Annotated in this window: 11 protein-coding genes and 1 rRNA gene; 9 read left to right on the top strand and 3 right to left on the bottom strand. The window is 37.8% G+C overall.

What is annotated here, in order from left to right; translation table 11 throughout:
• From rrf to aceK, 5 genes are all read left to right on the top strand, one after another.
• A 5S ribosomal RNA gene (gene rrf / locus AAZR93_RS20635) occupies window positions 1-102 on the top strand; the annotation flags it as partial.
• Window positions 103-1077: 975 nt separating this feature from the next.
• Window positions 1078-2007, top strand: coding sequence for a homoserine O-succinyltransferase MetA (gene metA / locus AAZR93_RS20630; protein WP_434720932.1), 930 nt, complete (start codon window positions 1078-1080; stop codon window positions 2005-2007).
• A 365-nt stretch (window positions 2008-2372) separates the two neighbouring features.
• Window positions 2373-3971, top strand: a complete 1599-nt coding sequence (gene aceB / locus AAZR93_RS20625; protein ID WP_434720931.1) for a malate synthase A — start codon at window positions 2373-2375, stop codon at window positions 3969-3971.
• 56 nt (window positions 3972-4027) lie between these two features.
• Complete coding sequence (gene aceA / locus AAZR93_RS20620) at window positions 4028-5335, top strand: isocitrate lyase (protein WP_294101347.1); 1308 nt, start codon at window positions 4028-4030, stop codon at window positions 5333-5335.
• A gap of 111 nt (window positions 5336-5446) precedes the next feature.
• Window positions 5447-7186, top strand: a complete 1740-nt coding sequence (aceK, locus tag AAZR93_RS20615; protein ID WP_434720930.1) for a bifunctional isocitrate dehydrogenase kinase/phosphatase — start codon at window positions 5447-5449, stop codon at window positions 7184-7186.
• Between the two features lie 504 nt (window positions 7187-7690).
• Here aceK and AAZR93_RS20610 read toward each other — a convergent pair.
• Complete coding sequence (locus AAZR93_RS20610) at window positions 7691-8332, bottom strand: bifunctional 4-hydroxy-2-oxoglutarate aldolase/2-dehydro-3-deoxy-phosphogluconate aldolase (protein WP_294350019.1); 642 nt, start codon at window positions 8330-8332, stop codon at window positions 7691-7693.
• A gap of 24 nt (window positions 8333-8356) precedes the next feature.
• A complete protein-coding gene (gene edd, locus AAZR93_RS20605) occupies window positions 8357-10207 on the bottom strand; it encodes a phosphogluconate dehydratase (RefSeq protein ID WP_434720929.1) in 1851 nt (616 codons plus the stop codon).
• A 341-nt stretch (window positions 10208-10548) separates the two neighbouring features.
• Between edd and AAZR93_RS20600 the strand changes: the two genes are divergently transcribed.
• The 3 genes from AAZR93_RS20600 (at window position 10549) to AAZR93_RS20590 (ending at window position 13488) form a co-directional block, all read left to right on the top strand.
• On the top strand, window positions 10549-11340 hold the full coding sequence (locus tag AAZR93_RS20600) for an N-acetylmuramoyl-L-alanine amidase-like domain-containing protein (protein ID WP_434720928.1): 792 nt from the start codon (window positions 10549-10551) through the stop codon (window positions 11338-11340).
• A gap of 447 nt (window positions 11341-11787) precedes the next feature.
• The gene (locus tag AAZR93_RS20595; RefSeq protein ID WP_294101358.1) at window positions 11788-12057 is read left to right on the top strand and encodes a helix-turn-helix domain-containing protein; all 270 of its coding nucleotides are present in this window, start codon (window positions 11788-11790) and stop codon (window positions 12055-12057) included.
• Window positions 12058-12594: 537 nt separating this feature from the next.
• Entirely contained in the window at window positions 12595-13488 is an 894-nt protein-coding gene (locus tag AAZR93_RS20590) for an N-acetylmuramoyl-L-alanine amidase (RefSeq protein ID WP_434720927.1), read from the top strand.
• A 63-nt stretch (window positions 13489-13551) separates the two neighbouring features.
• On the opposite strand, the gene iclR is transcribed toward AAZR93_RS20590, so the two are convergent.
• A complete protein-coding gene (gene iclR, locus AAZR93_RS20585) occupies window positions 13552-14382 on the bottom strand; it encodes a glyoxylate bypass operon transcriptional repressor IclR (protein WP_294101364.1) in 831 nt (276 codons plus the stop codon).
• A gap of 209 nt (window positions 14383-14591) precedes the next feature.
• Here iclR and metH point away from each other — a divergent pair, with 209 nt between their 5' ends.
• Window positions 14592-18278 carry a methionine synthase gene (metH, locus tag AAZR93_RS20580; protein ID WP_434720926.1) on the top strand — a complete coding sequence of 1229 codons (3687 nt, stop codon included), beginning with the start codon at window positions 14592-14594 and terminating at the stop codon, window positions 18276-18278.
• Window positions 18279-18301 lie beyond the last annotated feature (23 nt).

Genomic DNA, 18301 nt, shown 5'->3' with positions numbered 1-18301 from the left:
CGCGGTGGTCCCACCTGACCCCATGCCGAACTCAGTAGTGAAACGCCGTAGCGCCGATGGTAGTGTGGGGTCTCCCCATGTGAGAGTAGGGAACTGCCAGACATTAATTAAGCCGAGAAGCCACCCAATGGGTGGCTTTTTTGCGTTTGGGGTTTGAGCAACCCGATGCGGAAACGTTGAATCGCGGACAAACCGCAAAGACAGTCAAGCCGTCTCTTCTGAGCGACGATCTATTGCCGTTTAAACATTGACAATGACTCCATCAAAATGCACAGGTAAAACTGAGCCGTTTTACCCTCAGAATAAATCAGTTAATACGTTTGGATGAAGATGTTAGTTGCATTTGAATGTGGGTACATATCTATTATGAATGGATATGTGCAATATAAACTAGTGAGTAACAGCTCACTTGTTTAGGGTAAAAATGAATATTTATCTGCTTAATACGTTTGGATGAAGATAGTAGGGAACTGCCAGACATTAATTAAGCCGAGAAGCCACCCAATGGGTGGCTTTTTTGCGTTTGGGGGTTTGGTAACCCGATGCGAAAATGTTGAATCGCGGACAAACCGCAATGACAGTCAAGCCTTCGCTGAGGGAGAGTCGATGGCCGTTTAAACATTGATAATGACTCCATCAAAATGCACAGGTAAAACTGAGCCGTTTTACCCTCAGAAGAAATCGGTTAATACGTTTGGATGAAGATGTTAGTTACATTTGAATGTGGGTACATATCTGTTATGAATGGATATGTGCAATATAAAGTAGTGAGTAACAGCTCACTTGTTTTTTAATCTATAGATTTCAATGCTAATCGTTATACTGCTTTTATTTCCATATCTCATACAAAAAAAGTCTAAGATAATCGTTTATACAAAAATTATCATGGATGAATAAAAAACGTATAAAATCAATTGAATATAATTTTGATATACTCGGGTTCTTAATAGGGCAAGGCTATGAGTATGAAATTTTTTCAACTGACCTTGAAATGCTCGACAAGGTGCGTAACATTAGTTAAATTATTTAGCATTCTAGAAGTCTAAACGTATAAATGTATATAAAAGGGGATGAACGATGCCAATTCGTTTACCAGACGAGCTACCTGCAGTGAATTTCTTACGTGAAGAGAATGTTTTTGTCATGACCACGACAAGGGCTAGTCTTCAGGAGATACGCCCCTTGAAAGTCTTATTATTAAATTTGATGCCAAAAAAAATTGAAACTGAGAATCAATTTTTACGTTTATTATCAAATACTCCGCTACAGGTTGATATTCAATTATTACGGATTGATCAGCGTGAATCTAAAAATACGCCAACAGAACATTTAAATAATTTTTATTGTGACTTTGAAGATATTAAAGACCAAAATTTTGATGGGCTAATTGTTACAGGTGCTCCTTTAGGATTGGTTGAATTTGAAGATGTTGCTTATTGGCAAGAAATAGAAAAAGTGATCGCATGGGCTAAGTCGCACGTCACATCTACTCTATTTGTTTGTTGGGCTGTACAGGCTGCACTAAAGGTTTTATATGAATTACCTAAATGGACAAGGAAAGAGAAATTATCAGGTGTTTACCAGCATGATACAGTAGCCCCATATTCGCTGTTGACTCGAGGGTTTGATGCTTCATTTTACGCACCACATTCACGCTATGCTGACTTTCCCGAAGATCTTATCCGCCAGTACACTGATTTAGATATTCTAGCGAGCTCACAGGAAGCTGGTGCATATTTGTTTGCTTCAAAAGATAAACGTTTAGCCTTTGTGACAGGGCATCCTGAATATGATGGAGATACCCTCGCTTTAGAATATTGGCGTGATTTTAATGCAGGGATCTCTCCTGAGTTACCTTGTAATTATTTCAAAGATAATGATCCAAATAAAGATCCAATTGTTAGTTGGCGTAGCCATGGGCATTTATTATTTTCAAATTGGCTAAACTATTTTGTGTACCAGATCACACCGTTTGATCTTACTCATATGCAACCAACATTAGATTGAAATCAATATTAAATTCTAAATTCAATTGTTATTACTTAGGTAATATTTTTATAAATTAAATTATACTAGTTTATAAGTTTGATTTAACTAATTCCCTCCGAGTTATGGCAGCTAATAAAAAGCTGCTTTTTTATTTTTAAGATAAATTATCAAAAATAAAATTCCCTTCGTAATTGCTTGATTTAACGAATATTTAACATTTCTATTTTAAGTAAAGGAATGTTAAGTCAATTTTTTAATTGAATTAAATTTATTATTTATCAATTAGATAATCTATTTTTTAATTAAAATGGAAATCGTTTTTGATTTATTTTGAATTTAATTCTATCCTTGATTCATAGTTAGCCATGAGCGAGGATTGACCAATGGAACAGCAGTTATCTATATCTGATTTAACATTTATAAAAGATATTACCCGTCAAGATGAAAAGGTATTACATGCTGATTCTATTGCTTTTTTATCGGAATTAGTTGACCGTTTCTTTGTTCGTAGGGAACAATTACTGAAAGATAGAATCGGAAGGCAAGAAATAATTGATTCAGGTGCGTTGCCAGATTTTATTTCGGAATGTAATTCCATTAAAAATTCACAATGGAAAATACAGAATATACCTGAAGACTTACAAGATCGTAGAGTTGAAATAACTGGCCCTGTAGAACGGAAAATGGTGATTAATGCCTTGAATGCTAATGTGAAAATTTTCATGGCTGATTTTGAAGACTCTCTTTCGCCTTCATGGGAAAAATTAATTGATGGCCAAATTAATTTAACTGATGCAATTAAAGGCGATATTTCTTATACCAATGATAATGGGAAAGTTTATCAACTTAAATCTGATCCTGCTGTTTTGATTGCACGAGTACGTGGGCTGCATTTAGATGAAAAACATGTACTTTTTGGCGGTGTGCCTATCCCTGGTGGGTTATTCGATTTTGCACTTTATTTTTTCAATAATTATCAAGCCTTATTAGAAAAAGGAAGTGGTCCGTATTTTTATATTCCTAAATTGGAGTCATGGCAAGAAGCCCTGTGGTGGAGCGATGTATTTAGCTTGGCGGAGGATATGGTAAACATACCAAGAGGGACAATTAAAGCCACTATATTGATAGAAACGTTGCCAGCAGTATTCCAAATGGATGAAATCTTGTACCACATGCGCCATCACATTGTGGGTTTAAATTGTGGCCGCTGGGATTATATTTTCAGTTATATCAAAACATTGAAAGAACACTCAGACCGAGTATTACCTGATCGTCAGGTTGTGACTATGACTCAAGAGTTTTTAAGCGCTTATTCTCGTTTGTTGATTAGAACCTGTCATCGCCGTGGTGCTTTTGCTATGGGGGGGATGTCTGCATTTATTCCTAGTAAGGATGCGCAAGAGAATCAAGCAATTTTGGCTAGAGTAAAAGCAGATAAAGAGTTAGAAGCTAAAAATGGACACGATGGTTCATGGATAGCGCATCCAGGACTTGCCGATACGGTGATGGATGTTTTTAATCAAGCACTTGGTGGAAATAAAAACCAGTTACAGGTATCTCGTGAATCAGATGATGAAGTAACCGCAGAGCAGTTATTGCAGCCTTGTGCCGGTGAACGAACGGAAGCTGGAATGCGAGCTAATATTCGAGTAGCGGTGCAATATATTGAGTCGTGGATTACGGGTAATGGTTGCGTGCCTATCTACGGATTGATGGAAGACGCTGCAACAGCCGAGATATCAAGAACTTCAATTTGGCAATGGATCCGTCATGGCAAGGTTTTATCTAATGGCGAAAAGGTAACTAAGTTTCTATTTGAAGAAATGCTAGATGAAGAGTTACAGGTTATTCAAAAAGAGCTTGGTGATAAGCGTTTCCAAAGTGGTCGTTTTCGTGAGGCAGCTGATTTGATGCGTAGGATAACGACACAAGACGAGCTTATCGAGTTTTTGACTATACCTGGTTACCAATTAATAGATTAATCATTCAGTAAATATAATCCGATAGACCTTACATATTCTTATAAAGGACATTAACCATGACAACATCGCGCTTAGAGCAAATCTCTCAATTAGAAAATGAATGGAAGAAGCCCCGCTGGAAAGGCATCACACGCCCTTATTCGGCTGAAGAAGTGATTAAACTACGTGGTTCCGTGAATCCAGAGCATACTTTGGCGCGTAAAGGAGCAGAACGCTTTTGGGCGCAACTAAATGGTGGTTCTAAAAAAGGTTATGTAAATGCATTAGGTGCCTTAACGGGGGGGCAAGCTTTACAGCAAGCTAAAGCTGGCATTGAAGCCGTTTATTTGTCTGGGTGGCAGGTTGCTGCGGATGCGAATACAGCATCGAGTATGTATCCTGACCAATCTCTTTACCCTGTTGATTCGGTTCCGTCTGTAGTACAAAAAATTAATAATACTTTTCGTCGAGCAGATCAAATTCAGTGGTCGAATGGAATTGGACCTGACAATAAAGAATATATCGATTTCTTTTTACCGATTGTAGCTGATGCTGAAGCTGGATTCGGTGGCGTATTGAATGCATTTGAATTGATGAAAAATATGATTGAAGCAGGTGCGGCAGCGGTTCACTTTGAAGATCAACTCGCAGCGGTTAAAAAGTGCGGTCATATGGGGGGAAAAGTGTTAGTTCCAACCCAAGAAGCTATTCAAAAATTAGTTGCTGCACGTTTAGCGGCTGATGTTTCTGGCGTACCAACACTTCTTATTGCAAGAACTGATGCAGATGCAGCGGATTTATTGACTTCTGATTGTGATCCTTATGATGCTGAATTTGTCACGGGTGAGCGAACGTCTGAGGGTTTTTTTCGTACCAATGCAGGTATTGAGCAAGCAATCAGCCGTGGTTTAGCCTACGCCCCTTATGCCGATTTAGTGTGGTGTGAGACGTCAAAACCCGATTTAGATGCGGCTCGTCAATTTGCCGAAGCTATTCATGAACAGTTTCCTGGTAAGTTGCTGGCTTACAACTGCTCTCCATCGTTTAATTGGAAGAAAAATTTAGATGATGCCACGATTGCTCGTTTTCAAGATGAACTTTCCGCGATGGGATATCGTTTTCAATTTATTACCTTAGCGGGTATTCACAGCATGTGGTTTAACATGTTTGATCTTGCTCATGCATATTCTCGAGGTGAAGGAATGAAGCATTATGTTGATAAAGTTCAAGAATGTGAGTTTGCTGCGATGAATAAAGGCTATACCTTCTCTTCGCATCAACAAGAGGTAGGAACTGGTTATTTTGATAAAGTGACCACAGTAATCCAAGGTGGAACATCTTCTGTGACGGCATTAACGGGATCGACAGAAGAAGAACAATTCTAGTTTTAGTGATGAGATATCGGTTTTATTTTGATTTTTGAATCTCTGTTGTTTTGGTGTATCTGTTTATTTTTAAGGCACGTCACGGTGCCTGTTTTTTTATTGGGAGATAAAATGACATTAGCAACGGAACAGATAATTGCCCAAACTATCTTGCAAGGATTTGATGCTCAATATGGCCGATTCTTAGAAGTTACCTCTGGGGCGCAAGAGAGATTCGAACATGCGGATTGGCATGGCGTTCAGTATGCGATGAAACAAAGAATACAACTCTATGATCATCATGTTGGTTTAGTTGTTGCACAATTGCAGTGCATGGGACTCGCTCAATCTTTGACACCGAATAGACTGTCACAGATTAAGCAGGTTTATGTGACACTCTTGCCTGATTATCCTCGTTTTGAAATTGCAGAAAGTTTTTTTAATTCAGTTTATTGCCGTTTATTTCAGCATCGAAAACTAACGCAGGAGAATCTATTCATTTTTACCTCGCAGCCTGCAAGACGTTTTCGTTATTTACCTCGCCCATTATCTCGTGAATATAAGTCTAAAGGTAATTTATCAAGTTTACTGTTTTCCATATTGAATGGTTTATCTTTGAGGTTACATTGGCGTGATTTAGCTTTTGATATTCAATGCATCATGGAAACGTTAAAAGGGCGATTTCCTCATATAGAAAATAAAAATATTAACTTACATGTTGCCAATGAATTATTTTATCGAAATAAAGCCGCTTGGTTAGTGGGGAAAATTTATATTGATGATGAAGTTCACCCTTTTTTATTGCCTATACATCATGATGATGAAAGTAAAATTTACATTGATACATGCTTAATTGAATTTGATGAGGCAAGCATTGTGTTTGGCTTTGCTCGCTCTTATTTTATGGTTTATGCGCCATTTCCAGCTGCGCTAGTTTTTTGGTTACGAGAAATTTTACCCAGTAAATCTATCGCTGAATTATATATGGCAATTGGTTGTCAAAAACATGGTAAAACAGAATACTACCGTGAATATCTTGCTTATATTAATTTCTCTCGTGAGCAATTTTCCATTGCACCCGGTGTCAAAGGTATGGTTATGTTGGTTTTTACATCACCATCATTTGATCGCGTTTTTAAAATAATTAAAGATGAATTTGCACCACAAAAAAATGTGACTAAAGAGCGGGTTCAAGAGTGTTATCGCTTAGTGAAAGAGCATGACAGGGTTGGTCGTATGGCTGACACTCAAGAATTTGAGAATTTTATTATTGAGAAACGTTTCATTAGTGATGAGCTAATGAATGAATTACAAAAAGAGGCAGCATCAAAAATAGAAGATCTTGGTGACAAGATATTGATCCGTCATCTTTATATGGAACGAAAAATGGTTCCGCTTAATATTTATATGGATGAGGCGAATGAAGAACAGCTAAATCACGTACTTGAAGAGTATGGCTGTGCTATCAAGCAGCTAGCAGCAGCAAATATCTTCCCCGGCGATATGTTATTTAAAAATTTTGGCGTAACGCGTCATGGGCGAGTAATTTTTTATGATTATGATGAAATTTGCTATATGACCGAGGTTAATTTTCGTCATATTCCAGAGGCTTTGTATCCTGAGCAAGAACTCTCTGCGGAGCCTTGGTACAGCGTTGGGGAACATGATGTTTTTCCCGAAGAATTTGCATCATTTATCTGTCAAAATCCCAATATTAGAGATTATTTATATCAGCACCATAATAATCTTTTTTCTGCTAATTATTGGCAAGAATTACAAAACAGAATTATTAATGGTCATGTAGAAGATGTTTTTGCTTATAGTGAGTCATTACGTTTTTGCCACCGTTTTACTGAGACGGTATGCGATTAAAAATGAAAATAAAAAAGTGTTAGATGAATGTCAGTGACGGGCGTCAATTGCGCTAGGCATGTATAAACTCATAAGCTAATTAATCTGCTGAGTATGGGAGAGTAAGTTAGCTAAAAGCTGACAGGCATCGACTAAATTGTTGGATATGCATAATGTGATCTAAGTGATTAGAGCTCAATTTTAATGCTACCTTATCGTATGATGATTATAGCTAGGAAGTGATTATTCTTATTGGTGATAATTATTTGATATTAAAGATTAAGAAATTTTTGATTGAAATCCATTTGATTAAAAAATGTTTTGCTTATTTTATTCTACATTGAGAGGCTCTTACCTAGTTGGGCTAGGTGGTGAACCTCTCATCTTGATTACTTTTATTATTAGATGAAGATTTTCAATTCAAACGTTTTTCTATAAAAAAACGACCTGTAAAAATTAACAACTCCTCTATTTAATGATTTTTGACGTAATCATTAAATATCTAATATTATGATGATCTAAAGTTTAGGCTTTAGTCCCTAAAATTGCTTCTTGTGCTAATTGAGTGATTTTTTCATAGTTACCAGAGGTTAGAGCCTCTTCAGGTACTAACCAAGAGCCACCAATACATAACACGCTATCTAGGGCCAGATAGTCACGATAGTTGGCAAGTGAAATACCACCTGTAGGGCAAAATTTGACTTGTGAAAATGGTCCGGCGATGGCTTTTAGTGCTTTAACGCCACCATTAGCTTCAGCAGGAAAAAATTTAAATTCTTTTAAGCCATAGCGCATACCTAGCATGAGCTCTGATACTGTCGAAATTCCAGGTATCAAAGGAATATTTCCTTGCGTCGCTGCACTTAATAAATCATCTGTAAGGCCAGGGCTAATAGCAAACTGCGCACCAGCTTCAGTCACGGCAATAAGCTGTTGAGCGTTAATTACTGTACCGGCACCGACAATTGCATCAGGTACTTCTTTAGCAATTAAACGGATTGCATCAATAGCACATTCAGTACGTAATGTGACTTCAAGTACCTTAATTCCGCCTTTAACTAAAGCTTTAGCTAAGGGCACTGCTTGTTCTAGTTTATTGATGACAATGACAGGAACAACAGGGCCTTGTTCAAGTACACTTTTAGCGGTCATTTTCCAATTATTCATACGTTATCCTATTAATAAAATAGATTAGAACTCGATACAGCAAGCGCCTTCTTCCGCGCCAGATAAGTTTCGCCTTAATGCACCAAATAATTCTCTACCACAGCCAATGCGTTCATTACTGAGGTCTGGCTGATAAGGTTGACGGGCTATGAGGTCTTTTTCATCGACCAATAATGATAATTCGCCCGTTAATGCATTTACACGAATAATATCACCGTCTTTTACTTTAGCTAAAAGGCCATTATTGTAAGCTTCAGGTGTGACATGAATGGCAGAAGGTACTTTACCTGATGCTCCAGATAAACGGCCATCAGTGACTAAGGCAACTTTGTAGCCTTTATCCATTAAAACGCCTAGGGGTGGCATCAGTTTATGCAGTTCAGGCATCCCATTAGCGGAGGGGCCTTGAAAACGTACAACGATGATGCAATCACGATTGAGCGCACCGGATTCAAATGCAGGTGTAATATCATTTTGGTTATTAAATACGATAGCTGGTGCTTCAATAACTAGATTTTCTTCTGGGACTGCTGATGTTTTTATCACTGCTCGACCTAAATTACCTGAGACTAATTTAGTGCCACCATGAGGAGAAAATGGATGTTTAATATCAGAAATGATCTTATTATCATAGGATGTTTCTGGGCCTTCACGCCATTCTAATTTCCCATTATTTAACCATGGTTCTAAGGTGTAGCGAGAGAGACCAAAACCTGCAACAGTATGTACATCTGGATGTAATAAGCCTTTTGTTAGCAACTGTCTGATGAGTAGTGATACACCGCCTGCGGCTTGAAACTGATTGATATCTGCTTGTCCGTTAGGGTATATGCGGCAGATCAACGGTACGACGGCAGAAAGATCAGAAAAATCATCCCAATTGATAATAATGCCTGCTGCTCTAGCAATTGCAACGAGATGCATCGTTAAGTTAGTTGAACCACCTGTCGCAAGTAGTGCAACAATACCGTTGATGATGACTTTCTCGTCAACGAGTTGTCCTACGGGTAAATAGTGACCTGATTGCTCAGTTAGCCGCGTAATTTGGTGTGCAGCAGCATTCGTCAATGCTGTTCGTAATGGGGTATCTGGTTGAACAAATGATGAACCTGGAAGGTGTAGCCCCATCACTTCCATCATCATTTGGTTTGAATTTGCTGTGCCGTAAAATGTACATGTTCCTATGCCGTGATAAGACGCGGCCTCAGCTTCCAATAGCGCATTCCTATCAACTTTCCCTTCAACATAGAGCTGGCGGATACGTACCTTTTCTTTGTTTGGTAGCCCCGTGGTCATTGGCCCTGCAGGAATAAATATTGCAGGTAAATGGCCAAATGACAGTGCTGCAAGCATTAAGCCTGGGACTATTTTGTCGCAAATGCCTAAATATAAGGCACCATCGAACATATTATGAGAAAGGCCTATCGCGGTTGACATGGCAATCACATCGCGACTGAGCAGTGAGAGCTCCATGCCATCTTGTCCTTGAGTCACGCCATCACACATTGCAGGCACACCAGAGGCGACTTGCCCAATAGCGCCAGCTTCAAGTAGAGCGGTTTTTAACTGTTCAGGGTACCTATCATAGGGGCGATGGGCAGAAAGCATATCGTTGTATGAGTTGATAATGGCAATATCAGAGTGGGTCAGGCTTTTTAATATTGTTTTTTCGTTACTTTCACATGCAGCAAAACCATGAGCTAGGTTACCGCAAGCAAGTTCAGCTCTATGTACTGTTGAGCTACGAGCTTGTTTAATTTTGTTGAGATAAGCTTCTCGCGTTTTCTTAGACCGAGATATTACACGTTGAGTAATGCGTATTATGTCGTTATTTACAACTGGAGAATCTTCCGCTACAAGGTTGTTATTGCTCATAATAATTGCTCCATGCCACTAAAAAATGATATGTCTACAAAACGGGTGTTTGTTGTGACTAATGAATATTTTATTTGTTAATAAATCAATACAGGTATAAATGTATTCAAAATGTTACCGGTAACATTGTTGAATGAAAATGAAAATGTTGCAATGACAAAAATGATCATTCCAACTTATCTGTGATCTGTATCAAAATTAATTTTTAGTGTTTTTTAAAATAGTATTGGGTTTTATTATTAAATGTTCATATTGAATAGATGAATTTATTCATAAAATTAAGGTCTATTGATCTGTCATACGATGAGGAATATGTGTAATGAAAAGAGGAAAAAAGCACGATGTATAAATGTGTGGGTGCTGTGGTTATCTTTTTAGCTTCTCATTGGGTCAGTGCTGATGTGGTTTTTACATCGGGTTCTTATTCAATTTTAGAAAATGTACTAGTAGAGAGTCAAAATACCCGACAAGAGCTGAAAACTAAAGCTATCACACAGACCTTGCTAAGCACGCCTTATAGCAAGAGTACATTGAATATGAATCCATTATCAGTAGAACGGCTAATTGTGGATTTGAATGCGATGGATTGCATGACTTTCATTGAATACACGGAAGCGTTTAGGCGTGCTGAAAATTATCAACAATTTATTTCTAATCTTATTAATATTCGTTATATAGACCAAGAAGTTACTTTTAGTAACAGACGCCATTTTTTTACTGATTGGGCTCAAGAATCTAAACCCATTGCCGTTGATATCACTACAATGATTAGCTCACATGCAGTTCCTATTGAGAAAAAACTAAATAGGAAAGGTAATGGAGGTTCATTCATTTCTGGTTTAGGCGTTAAGGCTAGGTTAATAAACTACATACCGACACGTTATGTAGATGAAGGTTTAATCGAATTATTAAAAACGGGAGATTATATTGGGATATATTCTAAAAATCAGGGGTTAGATGTTACCCATGTTGGTATTGTGATTAAAGAAAACAAGCAAGTTGTATTTAGAAATGCATCATCATTACGTCATAATTTAAAAGTGAGTGATGTAGAGCTTAGGCATTACTTAGATGATAAAGTGGGAATTATTGTTTTTAGGTCAAGTTTAGATTATTACTCTGACATAAACTAACTGAGTGCCTATTATTTAATACTTTAGTCATTATTTTCATATGAAAACATTTGTTTAATAAGTTTCTATAAGTTATTCATAATCTAAAGATTAACTTATCTTTATTTTTAAAAAATAAAAATAAGTTAAATTTAATGTATTGAATTTATTTGTATTAGTTACTAATTATTTCTGGTGTTATTTAAAGTGTAAATGAATATTAAATTATCGGAATAATAAATGATTTTTTATTTTATCTATAAAACTAAGGTGATTGGAAAATTCATTTATAAAGCAATAGATTGCTCTTAAAAATAATACGGATGTCTCTTATCTTCATTGAAAAGTAAGGTTGATTCCTATCAATTTTTAATTTTTGATTGTTCATAACTATTTTAAATGTAAGGGATTAATTTTATAATGAATAATACTAGCTAAGTCTTTCTTTTTATTTTTTTGGGGGAAGGTATGCATATACCGGATAAAAAAAATATTTATGCATTATTAGGAAATCATTTACGTAAAGCTAGGGTTGGTAAAGGCTTATCGGGAAATGAGTTAGCCGCAATTATTAACTTAAGTCAGCAACAAATTTCTCGTTATGAGCTTGGAATTAATAAGTTAAGTTTAGATAAACTCATTGAAATTGTTATTTTTTTAGAGATAGATATTGATGATATTACGAGTCTTATATCTAAACAGGTTGAGTATGAAAAGGGAGTATGTCTTGCTGATTAAATAGCCTGTCGATATTTTATAATTTTAAAAAATAAAATTGTATAATTATAAATAACAACCGAAATCTTGACATGAGTTACCATTGTTATGTGTAATGGGGTAGATAAGAAATCTTATTTAATTTTCCTTAAGTTATCGTAGTAATCACAGTATAACCGCCAGATAATATATTATTAAGTCGTCATAATATAAAGTGAGTATTGTTACTATAACTCATTACTAACTGGATGTTTATGTTGTGATCTTTAAAATAAAAATCACACAGAGATTGAAAAATAAGCCTTTATTTTTAACGTTTAAAGAAAAGTTGTTCTTTAAACTAGAGAAGTATAAGGCTTTAAATTAACAAGTATAAATTTAAAATAATCACCTAATACTGTTTTAGGTCATTAGGGGTGAATATATAATTGTTGTATAAAAATAGTATCAGATGTTTTTATGAAAACCCTTTTCTAAGGTATATCACCTTTTTATAGTGTTATTTAGCACGGTATGTTTAAATAAACAACTAATAGAAATGGAATAGGGTACGATAAGATGTACAAAGGAATAGGGATATTTATTATATTCTTACTTATTGGGTGTTCAAGCCCATCATCACAAACAGGTTATTACCTCGACCATAGCTACTCGTCAAAAAATACCAGTGAAAGAATTCAGTATGTTGTGCTGCACTATACTGTTTCAGATGATGAGCAATCTATTAAGATACTGACAAAAGGCAAAGTAAGTTCTCATTATCTTATTCCAAGTCAGCCGCAACAGAAAAATAATCAACCTATTGTATTACAATTGGTTCCTGAATCGTTAAAGGCGTGGCATGCAGGAGATAGTCGTTGGCTTTATCATACTAGTATGAATGATAGCTCAATTGGTATTGAGATTGTGAACGGAGGTTTCTCTGATGATAAAAAAGGGAATAAAACGTGGGCTCCGTTTAATGATATTCAAATTGTAGCGCTTATCCCGTTAGTTAAAGATATTATGCGGCGTTACAATATTCCTCCAGAAAATATTCTTGGCCATAGTGATGTTGCTCCGCGACGCAAACAAGATCCAGGAAGAGCTTTTCCGTGGCAGCGGCTATCACAACAAGGCATTGGCGCTTGGCCTGATCCTAAAACGGTCACTAAATATTTAGCGGGTCGAAATGTGAATGAGCCGACGAATATCTTACAATTACAAAAAGCATTAAAATTTTATGGCTACTCTGGAATACCATTAACAGGAAAACTTGATAGGGAGACACAAAGTACTCTTCGCGCTTTCCAGTTACATTTCCGGCCTCGAGATATTGACGGACATGCAGATGCAGAAACTGAAGCTATTGTATTTGCGTTGATTGAAAAATATCGCGATATGTCACGATTTAAGGCATATCAGCAGAAAAAACAGTCAGAAGAAAGCTTTTCTAATCAACATGGGGATTAGTTCGCATTTTTCATAACTGTTTAATCATCTTAGTGATCCATTTAAGTCTCTGTGAATATTTAATTAACGGTTCGCACCATATTCACGGCTAATTTCTTTTGCTGCTTTGATGACCATAGCGCCGAGCTCGGTAATTCGGTCATCAGTGATACGAGATAGGGGGCCTGAAATTGAAATAGCAGCAAAGGCCTCTTTATGCTCATCGTAAATACAAGCTCCGATACATCGTAAACCAAGGGCATGTTCTTCATCATCATAAGAAAATCCTTGTTTTTTAGCTTGTTGTAGATTCTCTTTTAATGCAGAAGGATTAGTTAATGTATGAGGCGTGTAGGCGTGTAAGCCTTTTTTACTGAGTAGCGAAAATAGTTTTTCTTCGGTAAGGTTCGCAATAAAAGCTTTACCTGCTCCCGATGCATGTAATGGGAGCTTGCCACCAATCGGTGCCGACATTCTCATCAAAGCATTACATTGAACCTGATCAACAATCACGGCATCGTATTCACTGCGATCGAGAATGGCTAAATTAACCGTTTCACCAGATCCATCCATCAAACGACGTAATATTGGATGTACAAGTGCGAGTAAGTTGCGGCTTTCAAGAAAACTACTGCCGATAATAAATGCATTAGATGCGATGACCCACAGTCCTAAATCGCCTGTCTGGCGTACAAAACCATGTTGTTCTAACGTCATCAGTAGGCGATGAGTAGTTGAGTTAGGTAAACCTGATTGAAGAGCGATATCGGTTAATGCAATACCACCAGTTGATTCAGAAATATATTCCAAAAGTGTCAGTCCACGACTTAATGATTGGACTTGTCCTGCTGCTGTAGCTCCACTGGCAGGGCCTTTTGCCTTTTTTAATTTTTTTGTAATTGGTGCAGTCGCCATTAAGTCTCTCCTGACTGGAATGTATTTTTGTTTCTATTATGAATGATTTCCCCTGAAAATACTCATCGGATCAGTGAGAAATTAAATCTGGAGGCAACCTGAGAAACTCTCATCACAGTGATAAATTTTCTAACTGAAAGTTGTGATAGGATGTGAGAGCGAAAAATTTAACTTATTATTTGGGTGTCCGATTTCAGGAGGGCAGTGCAGTGTCCAGTAAAATCAAACAATTAGAACAAGAATTAAAGAAGCGCATCTTAGTCCTCGATGGTGCTATGGGAACGATGATCCAGCGCCATAAATTAACCGAAGAACAATTTCGTGGTGAAAGATTTGCTGATTGGCCTAGCGATTTAAAAGGTAATAATGATCTTCTCGTACTGACGCAACCGGATATTATCCGTGAGATCCATAGCCAATATTTTGAAGCTGGCGCGGATATTATTGAAACCAATACATTTAACTCGACGCCAATCGCGATGGCTGATTACCGAATGGAAGCTCTTTCCGCTGAAATTAATCAGGTTGCTGCGCAGATTGCGCGTGAATGTGCTGATGAATGGACGCGCAAAACACCAGAGCAGCCACGTTATGTAGCGGGTGTTTTAGGTCCAACTAACCGAACTGCCTCGATCTCCCCCGATGTTAATGACCCTGCATTTAGAAATGTGACCTTCGATTTGCTGGTGGATGCTTATCGTGAATCAACGCGCGCTTTAATTAATGGTGGTGTTGATTTAATCATGATCGAAACCATTTTCGATACGTTAAACGCCAAAGCAGCTATTTTTGCGGTAGAAAGTGAATTTGAAGCACTCAATATTTATTTGCCCGTGATGATTTCTGGCACTATTACCGATGCATCAGGTCGAACGCTATCTGGGCAAACGACCGAAGCCTTCTATAACTCTTTACGTCATGCACAGCCATTATCATTTGGTCTTAATTGTGCATTAGGCCCTGATGAGCTACGTCAATATATTGCTGAATTATCTAGAATTTCTGAGTGTTATGTAAGCGCTCACCCAAATGCAGGCCTACCTAATGCGTTTGGCGAATATGATCTTGATGCACAAAATATGGCTGCGCAAATTCATGAATGGGCGCAAGCCGGATTCTTGAATATAGTCGGGGGTTGTTGCGGAACCACGCCTTTGCATATTCAAAAAATGGCTGAGGCAGTCAAAGGTTTGGCACCACGGCAGCTCCCGGAATTACCGATTGAATGTCGATTAGCGGGCCTTGAGCCACTTAATATTGGGCAAAAATCATTATTTGTTAACGTGGGTGAGCGTACTAATGTCACCGGGTCAGCAAAATTTAAACGCTTAATTAAAGAAGAAAACTATCAAGAAGCGTTAGATGTTGCTCGTCAACAAGTTGAAAGTGGCGCACAGATTATTGATATTAATATGGATGAGGGAATGCTGGACTCTCATGCTGCAATGGTGCGATTTTTGAACTTGATTGCCGGTGAACCTGATATTTCTCGTGTGCCGATTATGATTGACTCCTCTAAATGGGAGGTTATTGAAAAAGGTCTTAAGTGTATACAGGGTAAGGGAATTGTTAACTCTATTTCGATGAAAGAAGGAGAAACTGCTTTTATCGAACATGCTAAATTAGTACGTAAGTATGGGGCTGCAATGGTTGTTATGGCCTTTGATGAGATTGGGCAAGCGGATACTCGTGAACGAAAAATTGAGATTTGTCGCCGTGCTTATCAAATATTAACTGAAACCGTTGGTTTTCCACCTGAAGATATTATTTTCGATCCTAATATTTTTGCGGTAGCGACGGGTATCGAAGAACATAATAACTATGCGGTTGATTTTATTGAAGTCTGTAAAGATATTAAGCAACAACTGCCGTATGCGATGATTTCAGGTGGTGTATCCAATGTATCATTCTCATTTAGAGGAAATGATGCTGTTCGTGAAGCTATCCATGCGGTTTTTTTGTATTACGCGATTCGAAATGGCATGGATATGGGGATCGTAAATGCGGGGCAATTAGCCATTTATGATGATTTACCCTCAGAGTTAAAAAATGCAGTTGAAGATGTCATTTTAAACCGTCGGGATGATGGTACTGAGCGTTTATTAGAGCTTGCGGAAAAATATCGCTCGACAGGGTCAGAAGAACAACAAATACAGCAAGCAGAGTGGCGAAGTTGGGATGTTGAAAAACGCTTAGAGTACGCCTTGGTTAAAGGTATCACTGAATTTATTGTTCAAGATACGGAAGAGGCGAGAGCACGTGCAACAAGTCCAATTGAAGTCATTGAAGGTTCTTTGATGAACGGAATGAACGTGGTAGGAGACCTGTTTGGTGAAGGAAAAATGTTCCTACCACAAGTTGTGAAATCCGCCCGAGTCATGAAACAAGCTGTTGCTTATTTAGAACCGTATATTAATGAATTAAAACAGTCGAGTACCAGTGCAGGTAAAGTCCTACTGGCGACAGTGAAAGGCGATGTACACGATATCGGGAAAAATATCGTTGGTGTGGTTTTACAATGTAATAATTATGAAATCATTGATTTAGGCGTTATGGTGCCGTGCGAAACTATTTTAAAAACTGCCCGTGAGCAAAATGTCGATATTATTGGTTTGTCTGGGTTAATTACACCATCTCTTGATGAAATGGTGCATGTCGCTAAAGAGATGGAAAGGCAAGGTTTCTCGTTGCCATTATTAATTGGTGGTGCAACAACTTCTAAAGCGCATACTGCGGTTAAAATTGAACCTAATTATGTTCGTGGGCCAACCACTTATGTCTCTAACGCTTCTCGTACCGTTGGGGTTGTTTCTGCATTACTTTCTGAAATAAAAAAACCAGAATTTGTAGAACGTACACGTCGCGAATATGAAACCGTCCGTCAGCAACATGGGCGTCGTAGACCGAAAACGCCACCAGTGACTCTTGATGTAGCGCGAGCGAATTCGGTCAAAATTGACTGGGCAAATTATCAGCCCCCTGTACCTAATTTCCTAGGTGTTCAAGAAATTGAGGCCTCTATTGAGGTATTGCGCCATTATATTGATTGGACTCCTTTTTTCATGACTTGGTCTTTGGCCGGTAAATATCCACGAATTTTAGATGATGAAATAGTGGGCTCTGAAGCTCGTAGGTTATTAGCTGATGCCAATGAGATGTTAGATATGTTGGCAGAGAAAAAACTGCTAACGCCTAAAGGTATTTTTGGTTTATTTCCAGCAAACAGTGTAGGGGATGATATTGAAATTTATCACTCTTCATTGCGTGATAGCGTTCAGGCTGTTGGGCTTAATTTACGTCAGCAAACATTGAAAACTGATTTTCCAAATTATTGCTTATCGGATTTTGTTGCACCTAAAGAGAGTGGTAAGGCCGATTATATCGGTGCATTTGCCGTGACTGGTGGTTTAGAAGAAGACGCGCTGGCTGAGCAATATGAAAATGAGCATGATGATTATAATAAAATTATGCTTAAAGCATTAGCAGATAGATTGGCGGAAGCATTTGCAGAATATTTACATCAGCAAGTAAGAATGCGTTATTGGGGCTATGCCGCAGATGAAAATTTGAGTAATGAAGAGCTCATTCGTGAAAATTATCAAGGAACACGGCCTGCTCCAGGGTATCCGGCTTGTCCTGAACATACTGAGAAAGAAAAGATTTGGCAGTTATTGGACGTTGAAACGCAGGTCGGCATGAAATTGACGAGCTCATTTGCGATGTGGCCGGGAGCCTCGGTATCGGGTTGGTATTTTAGTCATCCTGATAGTAAATATTTTGCGGTGGCGCAATTACAGAAAGATCAAATCGAAGATTATGCAAAGCGTAAAGGGATGTTAGTGACTGAACTTGAGCGCTGGCTAGCACCTAATCTAGGTTATGACCCGGAGGACTAATGGATCAGTGGATTGATTTTTCA

The organism is Providencia sp. Je.9.19, assembly GCF_051129765.1.
In the GTDB taxonomy this organism is placed as follows: Bacteria; Pseudomonadota; Gammaproteobacteria; order Enterobacterales; family Enterobacteriaceae; genus Providencia.
Note: the sequence above shows the minus strand (reverse complement) of the source record. Positions and strands in the feature narration are given on the sequence as shown.

Excerpts from the sequence above, each read along its gene's own strand:
- AAZR93_RS20590 (WP_434720927.1), top strand. The coding sequence starts at position 12,595 with ATGTACAAAGGAATAGGGATATTTATTATATTCTTACTTATTGGGTGT.
- metA (WP_434720932.1), top strand. The coding sequence starts at position 1,078 with ATGCCAATTCGTTTACCAGACGAGCTACCTGCAGTGAATTTCTTACGT.
- aceK (WP_434720930.1), top strand. The coding sequence starts at position 5,447 with ATGACATTAGCAACGGAACAGATAATTGCCCAAACTATCTTGCAAGGA.
- AAZR93_RS20595 (WP_294101358.1), top strand. The coding sequence starts at position 11,788 with ATGCATATACCGGATAAAAAAAATATTTATGCATTATTAGGAAATCAT.
- edd (WP_434720929.1), bottom strand. The coding sequence starts at position 10,207 with ATGAGCAATAACAACCTTGTAGCGGAAGATTCTCCAGTTGTAAATAAC.
- aceA (WP_294101347.1), top strand. The coding sequence starts at position 4,028 with ATGACAACATCGCGCTTAGAGCAAATCTCTCAATTAGAAAATGAATGG.
- AAZR93_RS20610 (WP_294350019.1), bottom strand. The coding sequence starts at position 8,332 with ATGAATAATTGGAAAATGACCGCTAAAAGTGTACTTGAACAAGGCCCT.
- aceB (WP_434720931.1), top strand. The coding sequence starts at position 2,373 with ATGGAACAGCAGTTATCTATATCTGATTTAACATTTATAAAAGATATT.
- iclR (WP_294101364.1), bottom strand. The coding sequence starts at position 14,382 with ATGGCGACTGCACCAATTACAAAAAAATTAAAAAAGGCAAAAGGCCCT.
- AAZR93_RS20600 (WP_434720928.1), top strand. The coding sequence starts at position 10,549 with ATGTATAAATGTGTGGGTGCTGTGGTTATCTTTTTAGCTTCTCATTGG.